This window comes from Streptomyces sp. NPDC002851 (genome assembly GCF_053591935.1).
Genome location: NZ_JBSFUT010000010.1, coordinates 92,805 through 110,329, shown reverse-complemented (window position 1 = coordinate 110,329; position 17,525 = coordinate 92,805). Strand labels below are relative to the sequence as shown.

General features: G+C 71.5%; 15 protein-coding genes, 1 pseudogene and 1 riboswitch. Of the genes and pseudogenes, 9 read left to right on the top strand and 7 right to left on the bottom strand.

The window, feature by feature from the left end; all coding sequences use genetic code 11:
• Positions 1 to 32 precede the first annotated feature (32 nt).
• Both ACWD10_RS13525 and ACWD10_RS13520 read left to right on the top strand, forming a co-directional pair.
• Positions 33 to 1,094 carry an adenosine deaminase gene (locus tag ACWD10_RS13525; RefSeq protein WP_451090238.1) on the top strand — a complete coding sequence of 354 codons (1,062 nt, stop codon included), beginning with the start codon at positions 33 to 35 and terminating at the stop codon, positions 1,092 to 1,094.
• A 37-nt stretch (positions 1,095 to 1,131) separates the two neighbouring features.
• A complete protein-coding gene (locus ACWD10_RS13520) occupies positions 1,132 to 2,010 on the top strand; it encodes a glycerophosphodiester phosphodiesterase (protein ID WP_451090236.1) in 879 nt (292 codons plus the stop codon).
• A gap of 137 nt (positions 2,011 to 2,147) precedes the next feature.
• Here the strand turns inward: ACWD10_RS13520 and ACWD10_RS13515 are convergent, their stop codons facing one another.
• Positions 2,148 to 3,584, bottom strand: a complete 1,437-nt coding sequence (locus ACWD10_RS13515; RefSeq protein WP_451090234.1) for a gamma-aminobutyraldehyde dehydrogenase — start codon at positions 3,582 to 3,584, stop codon at positions 2,148 to 2,150.
• Between the two features lie 209 nt (positions 3,585 to 3,793).
• On the opposite strand from ACWD10_RS13515, the gene ACWD10_RS13510 reads away from it, so the two are divergent.
• The 7 genes and pseudogenes from ACWD10_RS13510 to ACWD10_RS13480 form a co-directional block, all read left to right on the top strand.
• On the top strand, positions 3,794 to 4,288 hold the full coding sequence (locus ACWD10_RS13510) for an Lrp/AsnC family transcriptional regulator (RefSeq protein ID WP_451090232.1): 495 nt from the start codon (positions 3,794 to 3,796) through the stop codon (positions 4,286 to 4,288).
• A complete protein-coding gene (locus ACWD10_RS13505; RefSeq protein WP_451090230.1) occupies positions 4,273 to 5,658 on the top strand; it encodes an aspartate aminotransferase family protein in 1,386 nt (461 codons plus the stop codon). Before ACWD10_RS13510 ends, ACWD10_RS13505 begins: the two co-directional genes overlap by 16 nt.
• Positions 5,659 to 5,893: 235 nt before the next feature.
• Positions 5,894 to 6,649 carry an ABC transporter ATP-binding protein gene (locus tag ACWD10_RS13500; protein WP_451090228.1) on the top strand — a complete coding sequence of 252 codons (756 nt, stop codon included), beginning with the start codon at positions 5,894 to 5,896 and terminating at the stop codon, positions 6,647 to 6,649.
• Positions 6,631 to 8,040, top strand: a complete 1,410-nt coding sequence (locus tag ACWD10_RS13495; RefSeq protein ID WP_451090226.1) for a hypothetical protein — start codon at positions 6,631 to 6,633, stop codon at positions 8,038 to 8,040. The genes ACWD10_RS13500 and ACWD10_RS13495 overlap by 19 nt, the downstream gene beginning before the upstream one ends.
• A 178-nt stretch (positions 8,041 to 8,218) precedes the next feature.
• Positions 8,219 to 8,638 (top strand): VOC family protein, encoded by a 420-nt coding sequence (locus tag ACWD10_RS13490; protein WP_451090224.1) that lies wholly within the window; start codon positions 8,219 to 8,221, stop codon positions 8,636 to 8,638.
• Between the two features lie 70 nt (positions 8,639 to 8,708).
• A complete protein-coding gene (locus ACWD10_RS13485; protein ID WP_451090222.1) occupies positions 8,709 to 10,094 on the top strand; it encodes a DUF1266 domain-containing protein in 1,386 nt (461 codons plus the stop codon).
• Positions 10,095 to 10,146: 52 nt separating this feature from the next.
• Positions 10,147 to 10,452, top strand: a pseudogene (locus tag ACWD10_RS13480) (LOG family protein); the annotation flags it as partial.
• A 49-nt stretch (positions 10,453 to 10,501) separates the two neighbouring features.
• Here the strand turns inward: ACWD10_RS13480 and ACWD10_RS13475 are convergent.
• From ACWD10_RS13475 to rlmN, 6 genes are all read right to left on the bottom strand, one after another.
• A complete protein-coding gene (locus ACWD10_RS13475; protein WP_451090220.1) occupies positions 10,502 to 11,257 on the bottom strand; it encodes a hypothetical protein in 756 nt (251 codons plus the stop codon).
• Between the two features lie 99 nt (positions 11,258 to 11,356).
• Positions 11,357 to 12,181 (bottom strand): maleylpyruvate isomerase family mycothiol-dependent enzyme, encoded by an 825-nt coding sequence (locus ACWD10_RS13470; RefSeq protein WP_451090218.1) that lies wholly within the window; start codon positions 12,179 to 12,181, stop codon positions 11,357 to 11,359.
• A gap of 140 nt (positions 12,182 to 12,321) precedes the next feature.
• A complete protein-coding gene (locus ACWD10_RS13465) occupies positions 12,322 to 13,392 on the bottom strand; it encodes an ABC transporter ATP-binding protein (RefSeq protein ID WP_451090216.1) in 1,071 nt (356 codons plus the stop codon).
• The gene (locus ACWD10_RS13460) at positions 13,392 to 14,999 is read right to left on the bottom strand and encodes an ABC transporter permease (protein ID WP_451090412.1); all 1,608 of its coding nucleotides are present in this window, start codon (positions 14,997 to 14,999) and stop codon (positions 13,392 to 13,394) included. Before ACWD10_RS13460 ends, ACWD10_RS13465 begins: the two co-directional genes overlap by 1 nt.
• A gap of 86 nt (positions 15,000 to 15,085) precedes the next feature.
• Positions 15,086 to 16,180 carry a thiamine ABC transporter substrate-binding protein gene (locus tag ACWD10_RS13455; protein WP_451090214.1) on the bottom strand — a complete coding sequence of 365 codons (1,095 nt, stop codon included), beginning with the start codon at positions 16,178 to 16,180 and terminating at the stop codon, positions 15,086 to 15,088.
• Positions 16,177 to 16,285: riboswitch (TPP riboswitch) on the bottom strand. Its footprint overlaps the gene before it by 4 nt.
• A gap of 68 nt (positions 16,286 to 16,353) precedes the next feature.
• Entirely contained in the window at positions 16,354 to 17,466 is a 1,113-nt protein-coding gene (gene rlmN, locus ACWD10_RS13450; protein ID WP_451090212.1) for a 23S rRNA (adenine(2503)-C(2))-methyltransferase RlmN, read from the bottom strand.
• Positions 17,467 to 17,525 lie beyond the last annotated feature (59 nt).

Here is a 17,525-nt window from a genome sequence, read left to right as displayed (position 1 = left end):
CCACCCGCCGAGCCCTGGAGGACCGAGGACCGATGCCCGACGCCCCGCACGCCCACGTCGCCGACTTCATCGCCGGCCTGCCCAAGGCCGAGCTGCACGTGCACCACGTCGGCTCCGCCTCGCCCCGCATCGTCGCCGAACTGGCCGCCCGGCACCCGGACTCCAAGGTCCCCACGGACCCGGAGGCGATCGCCTCGTACTTCTCGTTCACGGACTTCAAGCACTTCATCGAGGTGTACCTGTCCGTCGTGGACCTGATCCGCACCCCGGAGGACGTCCGGCTGCTCACCTATGAGGTGGCCCGCGACATGGCCCGCCAGCAGATCCGCTACGCCGAGCTGACCGTCACGCCGTTCAGCTCGGTCCGCCGCGGCATCGACGCCCGCGCCTTCATGGACGCGATCGAGGACGCCCGCAAGGCGGCCGAGGGCGAGTTCGGCACCGTACTGCGCTGGTGCTTCGACATCCCCGGCGAGGCGGGCCTGGAGGCCGCCGAGGTGACCGCCCAGCTCGCCACCGACGACGCGCTGCGCCCCGAGGGCCTGGTCTCCTTCGGGCTCGGCGGGCCCGAAGTCGGCGTGGAGCGGCCGCAGTTCAAGCCGTACTTCGACCGGGCCATCGCCGCGGGCCTGCACAGCGTGCCGCACGCGGGTGAGACCACCGGGCCGCAGACGATCTGGGACGCCCTGAACGAGCTGCGCGCCGAGCGCATCGGCCACGGCACCAGCGCCCCGCAGGACCCGGCGCTGCTCGCGCACCTCGCCGAGCACCGCATCCCGCTGGAGGTCTGCCCGACCTCCAACATCGCCACGCGCGCGGTCGCCGACCTCGACCAGCACCCGATCCGCGAGATGGTCGCCGCCGGGGTCCCGGTCACCGTCAACTCCGACGACCCGCCGATGTTCGGCACCGACCTCAACACCGAGTACGCGGTCGCCGCCCGCCTCCTCGGCCTCGCCCCGCAGGGCATCGCCGACCTCGCCAAGAACGCCGTCGAGGCGTCCTTCCTCGACCCGACGGGCAAGGCCCGACTCACCGCCGAGATCGACACCTACGCGTCGACCTGGCGCCCGGAACCCACCGACAACGCCTGACCCCGGCACCGGGCCACGTCCGGTGACAATGGGGCGCATGCGACGCAACGTCACCGCCGTGGCCCACCGGGGCGACCCGTACAAGGTCCGCGAGAACACCCTGCCGTCCCTGGCGTCCGCGTTCGCCGCGGGTGCGGACGCCGTCGAGATCGACGTACGTCTGACCCGCGACGGCGTCCCCGTACTCCTGCATGACGCGACCCTCGACCGGCTCTGGGGCCACGACCGACCGCCAGGGCCTGTGTCGGAAGTCCCGCCTGCCCGGCGACGCCCGGCACGCACGCTCGCTGCGTTGTCGGGCTCACCCCGATACGCCCAGTATCGGGGCGACCCTCCGCCTTGCGATCGCACGCACCGGACGCCGCCGGGCCCGCCCTTCGGGCGGACGACGGGACTTCCGACACAGGCCCTGGACCGGCTCTCGGCCGACGAGGTCCGCGGCCTGACCGACGGCGGCGTGCCCACGCTCGCCGAGGCGCTCGAGCAGCTCACGGCGGCCGCCGACGGCACCCGCTATCTGATCGACCTGCCGGACGCCGGGCCCGAGACGGCCCGCGCGGTCGTCGGCACCGTGCGCGACTGCGGCGCCGCCGACCGCGTGTACTACTGCGCGGGCGCGGCCGCGATGGTGGCGCTGCGCGCCGCCGACCCGGACGCGGAGCTCGCCCTCACCCGCACGACCCTCGCCCCGCCACGGGCCGCACTGCTCGACGCGGTCCGCCCGCGCTGGCTCAACTACCGCTTCGGGCTGCTCGGTCCGGACCTGGTGGCGAAGGCGCACAGGGACGGCTATCTGGTCTCCTGCTGGACCCCGGACACGCGTCGCTCGATGCGCCGGATGCTCGCCCTCGGCGTCGACGCGATCACGACGAACCGCCTGGACGCCCTGCACGCCACCCTCCGGGCGGGGTCCTAGGTCCTGTCTTCGAAATCGCGCAACGGTCATACGCACAGGCCCACTTGACGCACCAGGGGCGGGCCATGGACACCTGGTCCACCGCCCGCCCCAGGGACGCGCCAGAACGTAGGCCGACCGACGTCGGCCGAGAGGCCTCAGCCCAGCGACGTCATGACGTGCTTCACGCGCGTGTAGTCGTCGAAGCCGTAGGTCGAAAGGTCCTTGCCGTAGCCGGACTTCTTGAAGCCGCCGTGCGGCATCTCCGCGACCAGCGGGATGTGCGTGTTGATCCACACGCAGCCGAAGTCCAGGGCCTTGGACAGGCGCATCGCGCGGCCGTGGTCCTTCGTCCAGACCGACGAAGCGAGCGCGTACTCCACGCCGTTGGCGTACGACACGGCCTGCTCCTCGTCCGTGAAGGACTGGACGGTGATGACCGGGCCGAAGACCTCCTGCTGGATGATCTCGTCGTCCTGCTTGAGGCCCGAGACCACGGTCGCGGCGTAGAAGTAGCCCTTCTCGCCGACCCGCTGGCCGCCCGCCTCGACCTTGGCGTGCGCGGGCAGCCGGTCGATGAAGCCCTCGACCTGCGCCAGCTGGTTGGGGTTGTTCAGCGGGCCGAAGAACACGTCCTCGTCGTCCGGCATACCGGTCTTGGTGTCGGCGGCGGCCTTGGAGAGGGCCGTCACGAACTCGTCGTGGATGGACTCGTGCACCAGGACGCGGGTCGCGGCCGTGCAGTCCTGCCCGGCGTTGAAGTAGCCCGCCTCGGAGATGCCCTCGACGGCCTTGGCGATGTCGGCGTCCTCGAAGACGACGACCGGCGCCTTGCCGCCCAGCTCCAGGTGGACCCGCTTGAGGTCCTTGGCCGCGGACTCGGCGACCTGCATACCGGCGCGCACGGAGCCGGTGATGGAGGCCATGGCGGGGGTCGGGTGCTCGACCATCGCGCGGCCGGTCTCGCGGTCGCCGGTGACGACGTTGAAGACGCCCTTGGGCACGATCGAGCCGATGATCTCGGCCATCAGGACCGTGGAGGCCGGGGTGGTGTCCGAGGGCTTGAGGACGACGGTGTTGCCCGCGGCCAGGGCCGGGGCGAACTTCCAAACGGCCATCATCATCGGGTAGTTCCACGGGGCGACCTGCGCGCAGACGCCGATCGGCTCCCGGCGGATGATCGAGGTCATCCCCTCCATGTACTCGCCCGCGGAGCGGCCCTCCAGCATGCGGGCGGCGCCCGCGAAGAACCGGATCTGGTCGAGCATCATCGGGATCTCTTCGCTGCGGGTCAGGCCGATCGGCTTGCCGCAGTTCTCGGACTCCGCCGCGATCAGTTCCTCGGCGCGCTCCTCGAACGCGTCGGCGATCTTGAGCAGGGCCTTCTGCCGCTCGGCCGGTACGAGGTCACGCCAGGCCGGGAAGGCCCGCTCGGCCGCGGCCATGGCGGCGTCGACGTCGGCCTGCCCGGACAGCGGCGCGGTGGCGTACGCCTCGCCGGTCGCCGGGTTGACCACCTCGGTGGTCCGCCCGTCCGCGGCGTCCCGGAATTCTCCGTCGATGTAGTTGCGCAGACGACGCAGCTCGGTGGTCACTGCGGCCTCCTCATGGGGGTCGGTGCTGAGGGTCTGTTTTCGGGGTGTCCGCTCAGTGAGACACCCAGGGCCACCCTAGCCATAGATCTCACGCTTTCGACATACCCACACGCCGGAAACAACGAAATCAGTGGACCGTAAGTCTCCTCACAACGAATTTCATCGGTTTCCACTTGCGGAACCGACGACTCGTCGTGCACAGTGAGGTCGTGGCCAGTCGAAGCGCAGACTCCCCCAGGACCGGAAACGGCTCGAACCCTCAGGTCGACGCCGTCTCCCTCGCCATCATCGAGCAGCTGCAGGAGGACGGCAGGCGTCCGTACGCCGCGATCGGTAAGGCCGTGGGCCTCTCCGAAGCGGCCGTGCGCCAGCGCGTCCAGAAGCTGCTCGACCAAGGCGTGATGCAGATCGTCGCCGTCACCGACCCACTCACCGTGGGCTTCCGGCGGCAGGCGATGCTCGGCATCAACGTCGAGGGTGATCTGGACCCGGTGGCGGATGCCCTGACAGCCATGCCCGAGGTGGAGTACGTCGTCGTCACCGCGGGATCGTTCGACCTCCTCGCCGAGGTCGTATGCGAGGACGACGAACATCTCCTGGATGTGATCAACAAGCGCATCCGGAGCCTCCCGGGCGTTCGCTCCACCGAGAGCTTCGTCTATCTCAAGCTCAAGAAGCAGACCTATATGTGGGGAACCCGATAGCCGTGTCCAACCACGCCGACCTCTCCAAGACCGCGTACGACCACCTGTGGATGCACTTCACCCGCATGTCGTCGTACGAGAACGCACCCGTCCCCACCATCGTGCGCGGTGAGGGCACCTACATCTACGACGACAAGGGCAAGCGCTACGTCGACGGCCTCGCCGGCCTGTTCGTCGTCAACGCCGGGCACGGCCGGACCGAGCTCGCCGAGACCGCCTACAAGCAGGCCCAGGAACTAGCCTTCTTCCCGATCTGGTCGTACGCCCACCCGAAGGCCGTCGAGCTGGCCGAGCGCCTGGCCGACCACGCGCCCGGCGACCTCAACAAGGTCTTCTTCACCACCGGCGGCGGCGAGGCGGTCGAGACCGCCTGGAAGCTGGCCAAGCAGTACTGGAAGCTGAAGGGCCAGCACACCAAGTACAAGGTCATCTCGCGCGCGGTCGCCTACCACGGCACCCCGCAGGGCGCCCTGTCCATCACCGGTCTGCCCGCGCTCAAGGCCCCCTTCGAGCCGCTGGTCCCCGGCGCCCACAAGGTCCCGAACACCAACATCTACCGCGCCCCGATCCACGGCGACGACCCCGAGGCCTTCGGCCGCTGGGCCGCCGACCAGATCGAGCAGCAGATCCTCTTCGAGGGCCCCGAGACCGTCGCCGCGGTCTTCCTCGAGCCGGTGCAGAACGCCGGTGGCTGCTTCCCGCCGCCGCCCGGCTACTTCCAGCGGGTGCGCGAGATCTGCGACCAGTACGACGTGCTGCTCGTCTCGGACGAGGTCATCTGCGCCTTCGGCCGCCTCGGCACCATCTTCGCCTGCGACAAGTTCGGCTACGTCCCGGACATGATCACCTGCGCGAAGGGCATGACCTCGGGCTACTCCCCGATCGGCGCCTGCATCATCTCCGACCGCATCGCCGAGCCGTTCTACAAGGGCGACAACACCTTCCTGCACGGCTACACCTTCGGTGGCCACCCGGTCTCGGCCGCGGTCGGCATCGCCAACCTCGACATCTTCGAGCGCGAGGGCCTCAACCAGCACGTGCTCGACAACGAGGGCAACTTCTTCAACACCCTGAAGAAGCTGCACGACCTGCCGATCGTCGGCGACGTCCGCGGAAACGGCTTCTTCTACGGCATCGAGCTCGTGAAGGACAAGGCCACCAAGGAGACCTTCAACGACGAGGAGACCGAGCGCGTCCTGTACGGCTTCCTCTCCAAGGCCCTCTACGACAACGGCCTGTACTGCCGCGCCGACGACCGCGGCGACCCGGTCATCCAGCTGGCGCCGCCGCTGATCGCGGACCAGTCGACCTTCGACGAGATCGAGCAGATCCTGCGCTCCGTCCTCACGGAGGCATGGACCAAGCTCTGATCAACGCTGTCATCAGCGACAGTTGATACGGCACCGGCACGGCCCGGGTGCACCGTTCGAGTGAGAACGGGCGCACCCGGGCCGTGTGCCGTGCGGCGGCATCCCCGGTTGTCCTTACGGTTCCTGTGACCGATCGGCCCAGTCCTCGTTCCCCCGTACGGGGGAAGGACCTTCGCAGTCCAGACGGCCCGGCACAACCCGTACGCCCAACGTCACGGAACCGAGGTGTTTCGCCATGGTGGCCCCACCGGACAACGACGTGCTGTGGGCACGCGCCCTGCACTACGCCCACAACGGCTCGCCCGCGCTTGCCGGCGTCTCGCTCGGAGTCCGCGAACGCGAGATCCTCGCCGTGCACGGCCCCCGCGGCTGCGGCAAGACCACCCTGCTCCAGTGCCTGTCCGGACAGCTCCTGGCACACGAGGGCGAGGTCTGGTTCAACTCCACGCCCGTGCACACCATGGGCCCGTTCGCCCGCGAACGGCTGCGCCGCGACCGGTTCGGCTGGATCGACACCGAGCCGCGGCTCGTGCCCGAGCTCACCGCCTGGGAGAACGCCGCGCTGCCGCTGCTGCTCCGCGGCACCCGCAACCGCGCCGCCCGTAAGGCCGCCGAGGAGTGGCTCGAGCGGCTCGACGTACGCCACTGCGCCCGGAAGCGGCCGCACGCCCTCGTCCAGGCCGAGCGCCAACGCGTCGCCGTCGCCCGGGCGTTGATCACCACGCCGACCGTGCTCTTCGCCGACGAGCCCACGGCCCCGCTGCACGCCGCGGACCGCGCCCATGTGCTGCGCACCCTGACCACCGCGGCCCGCTCGCACCACATCACCGTGGTGCTCGCCACCCATGACGCCGAGGTCGCCGCGCTCGCCGACCGCACCGTCACGATGCTCGACGGCCGCCGCGTCACCACGCTGCGGCTGCCCGGCACGGCCGCCGACCCGAGCGACCCGGCCGACACGGAGGGTGCGGCGTGCTCGCTCTCCGCCTGATCCGCGGCGCCCACCCGCTCGTCCTGCTCCGCCGTCTCGCGGTCGTGACCGCCTCCGGCGGGACCGGCTTCCTGCTTCTGTGCACCATGGGGTACGCGGCCGGGCACCCGGAGACCGCTCCGGACTCGGCGGTGCGGCTCGCCTGGTGCGTGGTGCCGCTCGCCGCCACCGTGCAGCTCGCGGTCGCCGTGGCCCGGACCGATCCGGCGGCGCGGCCGCGCACCGGGTTCGCGACGGCCGGGCTCGGGCCGATCGGCATGATGGCCCTGACCGCGGCGTCCACGGCCCTGTCCGGCGTCCTCGGCTCCATGCTGGCGCTCCTCGTCTTCCTGCACCTGCGCGGCGACCTCGCCGGCCTGCCCTTCGACGGAGCGGCCACCGAACTCCTCGGCGCGGGCGCGGCGTTGCCCCTCGCGGGGACGCTGACGCTGCTTGCGGTGGTGCCGGTTACGGTCGCGGTCGCCAGTGCGGTGGCGCTGCGGCCTCGGGGACAGGGGACGGCCGTGGCGGCCGGAGCCTCCGGGGCTGCCGGTTCCGGGGGCGCGGCAGCCGGTTCGGAGGCCGGGTCCGACGACGCGGCATCGGCGGGGGCGTCGAGGTCGTCGGGGTCGCCCGAGCCGTGGGAGAGCCCCGAGCCGCCCAACGGCTCCGCGCCCTCCGTGCCCTCCGCGCCGCCCGAGTCACCCCAGTCCCCCAAGCCCCCCGAGCCGACCGACGCCTCCGCCCTCGCCGAGTCGCTCGTGTCCTCCGAACCGCCCGCCCCCACCCCGGCGCCCGGCGGACTCCCCTGGGCCGTGGCCCTGATCGCGGTGGGCCTCGCCCTGGAGACGTACGCCGTACAAGGTCCGGAAGGCACGGCCCTGCTGACCGGCGCGGGGCTGCCGATGCCGGGGCGGACCGTGAGCGCGCCGGGGACCGCGCTGTTCGGCCTCGCCGTGACCGCGCTCGGTCTGGCCCTGGCGGGACCCGCGCTCACGTACCAGTGCGGGCGGCTGCTTCAGTCGGGGCGCCCCGGCGCGGCCCGGCTGCTCGCCGGGCGGGTGCTCCAGGAGGAGGCGCGGCGGATCGGGCGGCCGCTCGGCGTGGTGTGCGCGGTGGCCGCGATCGGGCTCACGGGCACGGCCCTGTACGCGGGCGCACGCCCGGAGTTGGGGCCGCTCACGGTGTTCGGCGCCGTCCTGGTGGTGGCCTGCACGGGGCTCGCCCTGCTCGCCGCCGCGATCGAGGCCCGTCAGGCACGGGCGCACATCACGGAGACGCTGCTCCAGCTCGGCGCCCCAACGACGGTGCTGCGCGGCGCGGTCGGGCTGCGGGTCCTGGCCCTGCTCGCCGCGTGCGCGCCGCTGACCTGGGTGGTCGGATGGCTCGCCGCGCTGCCGCTGACCCCCTGAGCCGTATCGAAAAGGGCTCCGCCCGAACCGTACGAAGATATTTCCCCGCCCGGCGATGAGTTCTGCCGGGCGGCACGGTCTACCCCTTGTCACACACGAACGGAACGCAGACGAGCGGAACGCACGCGAACGGAACGCGCGCGACCGACGCAGCGACCCACCGACAGAGGAGACCACCATGGCCACCGCCCCCTACCAGCAGATGATCTTCGTCAATCTGGTCGTCAAGGACCTGGACGTCAGCAAGAAGTTCTTCAGCGAGCTCGGCTACTCCATCAACTCCCAGTTCTCCGACGAGAACACCGCCTGCGTCGTGATCAGCGACACCATCTTCGCGATGATCATGACCGAGCAGCGGTTCGCCGAGTTCGCCGTCAAGTCGGCCGCGGACCCGGCGAAGAGCAGCGAGGTGCTGCTCTGTCTGAGCGCCGAGAGCCGCGCCAAGGTCGACGAACTGGCGGACGCCGCGCTCGCCGCGGGCGGCTCTCCGGCGAAGGACCCGCAGGACTACGGCTCCATGTACGGCCGTTCCTTCCTGGACCCGGACGGCCACCACTGGGAGGTCATGTGGATGGACCCGGCCGTGGTCGAGGGCTGAGGCGGACCACCACCGCGTCCTCCGATAGCGTGCCTGCCGTAGATCGTCACGGGAGGGGGACGCGCACACCATGCACGCCGCGGACGGAGCAGCGCAGGAGCACGCTCAGGGCGAAGAAGCGCGGGACGGGGAACTGCGGGACGGGGAAGAGGAGAACGGCGCGCTGCGGCAGTACGCGGACGTGCAGAATGAGGATCACGACGAGATCTTTCCGCTCTTCCCCGCTCCCGAGGACGACGAGCGCTGGCAGGCGCCCACCGACCTCGAGCAGCATCTGCTCAAGCTGAGCCGGGCCGAGGACAGTTACAACTACCTGCGCACCCTGGCCGTCGAGGGGGTGTACTACCCGGCCCGCCTCGACCAGGTGACGGACGCGGACACCGACCGCGGCCACCTCCCGATGTTCACGCACGACAAGGAGGGCCGGGTGTGGGCGCCCGTCTACACGGAGGGCGTTCTGCCACGGCCGCACCCGGGCCTGGTCTACGAGTACGCCACGCTCGGGCGGCTCGCCTCGATCGTGCCCGACGACGCCGACGTACTGCTCGTCAATCCGCAGACGCCGTGCCAGGAGTTCCTCGCCGTCGACGACGAGGAGCGGGGCGTCTGGGTGGACCTGCACAACGACCTGTTCGACCCGGACGAACTGTCCGACCGCGTCCTGACCGTGCGCACCGGACCCGGCGTCCCGGAGCCGGGCCCGCTCCTGCACGGCCTGGCCTGCGGCGCCCACCTCTGCTACGGCAACGGCGTCCCGTGGAACACGCTGCACTGGCACGGCACCGGCCTGCTCGACGAGCGCAAGCGGCTCGGCGAGTGGTGGGGCGTGCACGGCCGGGACGACTGGCTGGACATCAAGGAGCGCCTCCTTCGCCGCCAAGTCACCCCCTGGACCTGGGAGTTCGCCCTGGAGGCCCGGGACGCCCTGACTCGCGCGCGGGGCGGCGCACCGGTCGACGAGGAAAGCTGGGCGGACTACGTGGAGGCGGGGCTCCGGGAGCGGGTCCGGCGGCGCGGCGGCCCGGCCCCGGGCCAGGACCCGGAGCTGGAGGCGTTCATCAAGGAGAACCGCGGACTGACCGGCCAAGTCCTGCGCTACGAGGCCCGGTTCCGCGCGGACGGACTCCTTCCGCCGGACGGCACGGTGCGTTCGGTGGCGGCCTGGGACCTGGGGCGCGCCTCGAAGATGGCCCGCTGGGGGCGGGGCGCGCGGTACGCGACCGAGCGCGAGCTGTACGACGCCGTGGAGCGCGCGGGCGCGGGGGCGCGGGCCGCGTACGACTCGTGGGAGGAGTTCTCGGCGGGCTACGTCCTCGGCCGCTGTCTGCACTTCGACGAGGACACCTTCGGCACCTGGTACACGGACGTCCTTGAGGCCCACCGGGCGCTGCTCGCGGACCCGGAGAGCCCCTGGCGGACGGTGCCGTTCCGGATGAGTGGGCGCTCCGGCACATAGGAGTGCGCTCTCGCGTAGCACGACCCCGTGCCCGCAGCGGACGCGGACGCGGGCGCGGCCCGGCTCGGCTCGGCTCGGCCGTGCGCTCACCCGCGCGGGGCTCACGGTCGCCACGGGCGGCGGCCCGGGCGCGATGGAGGCGGCGAACCTGGGCACGTACGCCGCGCCGTCCGACGACGCGATGCTGGACGGGGCCCTCGAACTCCTCGCCGCGGCACCGCCGTTCACGCCGTCGGTCAGGGACTGGGCGCGGGCCGCGTTCGGGGTGCGCGAGCGCTGGCCGGGCGGCGGCGACTCGGTGGGCATCCCCACCTGGTTCTACGCCGCGGGCACGGTGCAGGAGATCTTCGACAACGCGAAGGGGCCCGTACCGCGAAGAACGGTACGGGCCCCTCGTACGAGCTCGGTCAGCGGCGCGACCCCGTGAGCCGGGCGATGCCCCACCCGGCCGCGGCGGCGATGAGCAGGCCGAGGAGCGGGACGAGGGGGTTCTGGTCGAAGCTGTCCCACCAGATCTGGGCCGGCAGGAACGGCTCCTCCTTCAGGAGGAAGAACGGGTCGGAGCCGGGGGCGTCCATCAGGACGAAGAACACGCCGTTGGTGAAGCCGAAGAAGGCGCCGAGCACGCCGACGATGCCCGCGCCGATGTGCGCGCCGTTGCTGCGCCGGCCGACGAGACCGGCGAGGGCTCCGGCTATCGCGGCGTTGACGGCGGCGTGCACCAGGTAGAGCGTCGTCGCGGTGCCCAGCGTCGTGTCCTCCCGCATGAAGAACATCACGAGGCTGTAGATCACCGAGACGACCACGGAGGCGAGCAGCGCGAGGAAGAACGCGCCGACCGCGGCACCCGCGCTCGGCGCGGACCGCTGTCCCGGCTGGCCCGGGTACGGGTACGGCTGCCCCGGCGCCATCCCGGGCTGACCAGGAGCCATGCCCGGCTGGCCGGGAGCCATGCCCGGCTGGCCGGGGCCGCCCATGCCGGGCTGGCCGGGACCGGGCTGCCCCGGGAACGGCGGCGCCCCGGCGGGCTGCCCGCCGAATCCCTGCTGCGGCGGGCCCGGGGGCATGGGCGGCGGCGCGGGGGCCGAACCGGGCGGCTGGGCGTAGGGGTTGCCACCCCCCGGCTGCGGCTGCTGCGGTTCTGGCTGCCAGGGCTGGCTCATGGATCCCCCGTGGTGCTGGAAGAAGGAAGACGGTGAAGACCCTCCAAGCTATCAACGCGGTCAACCGGACCCGGCAGCCAGGATCCGACCGTCAAGGGCTCATCCGAAGGACGCGTTCTCCAGCCAGAAGTCGAGGAGTTGCCGGTCGCCGAGTACCTCGACGCGCTCATCCACCGGCCGCCTCCGGTAGAAGGTCAGGAGTACGTCGGTGAGCGGGCCGCGCAGCACAGCGTCACCGGCGTATTCCTTCTCGTGGCCTCGGCGCCAGGTGACGCCGTCGTTGCTGAGCACGACGGTCCACTCGGCGTCGAGACCGGGCACGGCGTCGGTGTCGGTGGCGTGGAGGTGGAGGCTCTTGCCGTCGGCGCGCAGCGCGTCGGTGCCCTTGCCGAACTCGCCGCCCTTGGTGGCCCGCATGCGCTGAACGTGCTGCACGATCTGCAGCCACTCGTCGAGGGAGTCGGCGGCGACGTGCGGCTCGGCCGTGAAGTCGCCGCCGTCGGTGGTGAGGGCGGCGTCGGCGCGGTGGATCAGGGTCTCGTGGGTCATGCGGCGGGACCAGAATCCGGTGCTGCGGTCCCAACCCCAGGTCCATATCTCCAGGTCGGGCCCGGTCTCGCGGAGCGTGGCGGCGACCTGTTCGGCGCCCTCGGCGAGCCAGGTGTCGAGGGCGGCGGGGTCATCGCGGTCGGGCCCGCCGCTGCCGGGCACCTGGTCCGCGGGGACGTACTCGGTGGCCTTGGTGCGCACGATGGTGTCGGCCCAGCGGTGGGCGCCGCCCACGTGCACGGCGAGCTCGCGCAGCGTCCAGTCGGGGCAGGTCGGCACGGTGGCGGTGAGGTCGGCTCCGGCGAGGTGCTGCCTCAACAGGCGGGTCTGCTCGACGATTTGGCCGCAGAAATAATCGTGATCGAGAACAGTCATGTCCGCAGACTAGGCCGCGTTACGCGCCGGGACGCGGCATTTTCTGTCCTCTTCAGCGGGCCCTCGTCGACGGGTCCTCTTCAACGGGTCCTCTTCAACGGGTCCTCTTCAACGGGTCCTCTTCAACGGGCGGGCCCTCTTCAACGGTTCCCGAGCACCACCACGTCGGACGCGTCGAAGACCACCCCGACCCGCGCCCCCACGTCCGGCGCCTCCCGCAACGTGCAGGCCGCCTCCAGGCGGGGCAGCTCGGTCTCCCCGGCGGACCCGGGCTGGAGGTGGACGGCGACGTGGGTGCCGCGGAAGGTCCGGGCCGTCACGGTGCAGCCGAGCCCGTCCCGCTGGTCAGCGGCGAGCCGCACCCCGGCGGGCCGTACGAGCACGTCCCGCTCCCCCTGCGGGGAACCGGCGGGCACCGGCAGCTTGCCCCAGGGGGTGTCGGCGACCTCGCCGGTCACGGTGGCGGGCACGACGTTGTCGAAGCCGAGGAAGCGGGCGACGAACTCGTCCGCGGGCGCCTGCCACACCTCCAGCGGGGAACCGGCCTGGGCGATGCGGCCGTCCCGCATGACCACGACACGGTCGGCGAGCGCGAACGCCTCGCCCTGGTCGTGGGTGACGGCGAGCACGGTGGTGCCCAACTCGCCGAAGAGTTCCTTGAGTTCGACGACGAGGCGTTCGCGCAGGGACCGGTCGAGCTGGCCGAGCGGCTCGTCGAGCATGAGGAGGCGGGGCCGGGGCGCGAGCGCCCGGGCGAGCGCCACGCGCTGCTGTTCACCGCCGGACAGCGCGCCAATGGCTCGCCGTTCGGCACCAGGAAGGCCGACGAGGTGGAGCAACTCCGCTACGCGTACGTCCTGTTCGGCCCGGTTCGCGCCGTGCATGCGGGGCCCGAAGGCGACATTGCCGCCGACGTCGCGCTGCGGGAACAGCTGGTGGTCCTGGAACATCAGTCCGACGCCGCGCCGGTGTGCGGGCACCCCGGCCTGGTCGCCGCCGTCGAGCAGGACCCGCCCGGCGTCGGTGGCCTGAAGTCCGGCGACGGCTCGAAGCAGCGTGGACTTGCCGCTGCCGCTGGGCCCGAGCACGCACACCACCTCGTGCTCGGCGACATCGAGGCTGACGGAGTCGAGCGCGGTGCGCCCGCCGAAGCGGACGGTGACGCCGTCGAGGGCGAGCAGCGGCACCGGAACCTTCCGGTCGTCCGGCATCAGAACTCCCCGGTCCGATCGGTGCGCAGCCGCTCGAGGACGAGCAGCGCGGCCGCGCACACCAGCATGAGTACCACGGAAAGGGCCATGGCCTGCCCGTAGTTGAGCTCCCCGGCGCGGCCCAGGAGGGTGGCGACGGCGACGGGCAGCGTGGGGTGGTCGGGCCGGGCGAGGAACACGGTGGCGCCGAACTCGCCGAGCGAGACGGCGAACGCGAACCCGGCGGCGATGAGCAGCGCCCGCCGCACCAGCGGCAGGTCGATCTCCCGCCACACCCGCCAGGGCGGGGCGCCGAGCACGGCGGCGGCCTCGCGGAGCCGGTCGTCGACGGCGCGCAGCACCGGCAGCATGGTGCGTACGACGAAGGGCACGCCGACGAGGGCCTGCGCGAGCGGCACCAGGATCCAGGAGGTCCGCAGGTCGAGCGGCGGTTCGTCGAGGGTGATGAGGAAGCCGAAACCGACGGTCACGGCGGACACCCCGAGCGGCAGCATCAGCAGCGCGTCGAACCCGCGCACGAGCCGTCCGGCGCGCCGGGTGAGCGCGGCGGCGGCGAGCCCGCCGACGGCCAGGGCGATGGCGGTGGCGGCGACGGCGTACGTAAGGGAGTTGCCGATGGCCTCGATGGGCGGGACGAGGAAGGCGCCGCCGTCGGCGGAGCTCAGCGCGGTGAAGTAGTCGAGGCCGTAGCCGCCGGAGGTGTGCAGGGACCGTTCGACGAGCACGGCGAGCGGCGCGAGGACGAGCAGTACGACGGTGGCGAGGACCCCGCCGAGCAGCGTCCACTGCCCGGCGCCGCGCGGCCTGCGCGCGGTGTGTGCGGCGTCGACGAGCCTGAGGGTGGCCTCGCGGCGCCGTACGGTCCAGGCGTGCAGGGCGAGGATCGCGCCGACGGACCCGAACTGGACCATGGTGAGGACGGCTGCGGTGTCGAGGGCGAGCAGCTGCGCGGTCTGCCGGTAGATCTCCACTTCGAGGGTGGCGTACGTGGGTCCGCCGAGGATCTGCACGACGCCGAAGGAGGTGAAGGTGAACAGGAACACCATGAGGGCGGCGGCCGCGACGGCGGGTCCGAGCGCGGGCAGGGTGACGCGGCGCCAGGCGGCGAGCCGGGAGGCGCCGAGCATGCGGGCGGCGTCTTCCTGGCGCGGGTCGAGCTGGGCCCAGAGGCCGCCGACGGTGCGGACGACGACGGCGTAGTTGAAGAAGACGTGCGCGAGCAGGATCGCCCACACGGTGGTGTCGAGCCGTATGCCCCACAGGTCGTCGAGCAGCCCACCGCGCCCGAGCAGCGCGAGGAAGGCGCTGCCGACGACGACGGTGGGCAGCACGAACGGCACGGTCACAACGGCCCGGAGCAGCTGCTTGCCGGGGAACTCCAGGCGCGCGAACGCGTAGGCGGCGGGCAGCGCGAGCAGCAGCGTAAGGCCGGTGGAGGCGAACGCCTGCCAGGTGGTGAACCACAGGACCTGCAACTGGTCCGGGTCGCTGAGCACGTCCGCGACCCGCCCGATCCCCCAGCCGCCGTCGACCCGCAGGCCACGGCCGACGATCGCGGAGACCGGGTAGGCGAAGAAGACGCCGAAGAACGCGACGGGCCCCAGCATGAGCCCGAGCCGCACGAGCGCCCCGCGCCCGTCGCGCGTATCGCGTACGGCGACCCGTTCTTGCCGTTCGGGCGGTGCTTCGGTCTCTACTTCAGTACGAGCGACTGCCACGACTTGACCCAGTCCTCACGGTGCTCCGCGATCTTCTTCGGGTCGACGCTGTGCGGGTCGTCGGCCTTGGCGCCGAACTTGGTGAAGATCTCGGGCAGTTCGGCATCGTCGGCGACGGGGTTGACGAACATGTTCAGGGGCATGTCGTCCTGGAACTTCTTGGAGATCAGGAAGTCGAGGAGCGCCTTGCCGCCCTTTTCGTTCTTGGCGCCGTTGAGCAGCCCGGCGAACTCGGTCTGGCGGAAGCAGGTGCCGGTGGCGACGCCGGTGGGCGCCTCCTTGGGCTGCGGCTTGGCGTAGAGGACCTCGACGGGCGGGCTGGAGGCGTAGGAGACGACGAGCGGCCGGTCGCCGCCGGTCTTCTTGCCGCTGGCGGAGCCGGAGAACTCCTCGTTGTACGCCTGCTCCCAGCCGTCGACGACCTTGACGCCGTTGGCCTTGAGCTTCTTCCAGTAGCCCTGCCAGCCGTTGTCGCCGTATTCGGCGGCGGTGCCGAGCAGGAAGCCGAGGCCGGGCGAGGAGGTGGCGGCGTTCTCGGTGACGAGGAGGTTCTTGTATGCGGGCTTGATCAGGTCGTCGAAGTTCTTCGGCGGCGCCAGCTTCTTGTCCTCGAAGAACTTCTTGTCGTAGTTGACGCAGATCTCGCCGGTGTCGACGGGCGTGACCCGGTGCTTGTCCTGGTCGAGCTGGACGTCCTCGGGGATGCGGTCGAGCCCCTTGGCCTCGTACGGCGTGAACAGGTCGTTGTCGAGCGCGCGCGACAGGAGCGTGTTGTCGACGCCGAAGAAGACGTCGCCCTGCGGGTTGCCCTTGGTCAGCACGGCCTTGTTGACGGCCTCACCGGCGTCGCCGCTCTCGAGGATCTTGACCTTGTATCCGGACTTCTTCTCGAAGTCCTTGAGGACCTCGGGCGAGACGCTGAACGACTCGTGCGTGACGAGCGTGACGGTCTTGTCGTCCCCCGCGGCGGAGGAGCCGGAACCATCGGATCCGCCGCAGGCGGCGAGGACGGTGACGCCGAGCGCGCCGCAGATCGCGGCCGCGCAGGCACGCCGAAGGCTGGTGTTCATGACTGCTGCTGACTCCCTACGCCGGTATGACCCGGATCAGGTCCGAGGGTCTGCGGCCGCTGCCGCACTCTCAGCGCCGCTGACGGCGCTCCCCTGTCGGAATTCATTTGTACGAATGCACAGTACTGCACCGGCGACGGGCCCCCTTCACCGCGGGGGCCCGGCCGGGAAGGCTACCGCTCGGAGGCGGCGAGCTGCCCGCAGGCCCCGTCGATCTCCTGGCCGCGGGTGTCGCGGATGGTGACGGGCACGCCGTGGGCGGCGATGGCCTCGACGAACGCCTTCTCGTCCTCGGGCCTCGATGCGGTCCACTTCGAGCCAGGCGTCGGGTTGAGCGGGATCAGGTTGACGTGCACCCGCTTGTTCCTGAGGAGCCGCCCGAGCAGATCGCCGCGCCACGCCTGGTCGTTGATGTCCCGGATGAGGGCGTACTCGATGGAGATGCGCCGCCCGGACTTCTCCGCGTACTCCCAGGCCGCGTCGAGAACTTCCCGCACCTTCCACCGCGTATTGACGGGTACGAGGGTGTCGCGCAGCTCGTCGTCGGGGGCGTGCAGCGAGACCGCGAGACGGCACTTGAAGCCCTCGTCGGCGAGGCGCAGCATCGCGGGCACGAGCCCGACCGTGGAGACGGTGATGCCGCGCTGCGAGAGCCCGAGCCCGTCCGGCTCGGGGTCGGTGAGCCGCCGTATCGCCCCCACCACGCGGTTGTAGTTGGCGAGCGGTTCGCCCATGCCCATGAACACGATGTTGGAGAGCCGCGCGGGCCCGCCCGGTACCTCGCCGTCGCGCAGCGCCCGCATGCCGTCGACGATCTGGTGCACGATCTCCGCGGTCGACAGGTTCCGGTCGAGCCCGGCCTGTCCGGTGGCGCAGAACGGGCAGTTCATGCCGCAGCCGGCCTGCGAGGAGATGCACATGGTGACGCGGTCCGGGTACCGCATGAGGACGGACTCGACGAGCGTGCCGTCGTGCAGCTTCCACAGGGTCTTACGGGTGGTGTCGTCGTCGCAGGAAATGTGCCGCACGACCGACATCAGCTCGGGAAGCAGCGCTTCCTGGAGCTTGCCGCGCGAACCGGCGGGGATGTCGGTCCACTCGGCGGGGTCGTGCGCGTACCGCGCGAAGTAGTGCTGCGAGAGCTGCTTGGCGCGGAACGGCTTCTCGCCGACCGCGGCCACCGCCTCCTTGCGCTCGGCGGGCGTGAGGTCGGCAAGGTGCCGCGGCGGCTTCTTGGCTCCGCGGGGCGCGACGAAGGTGAGTTCTCCGGGCTTGGGCTTAGACATGGTCGTACCAGTGTCGCAGAGATACGTATGCGGGCCCGCCGCCCTGTGGACAACGAGCC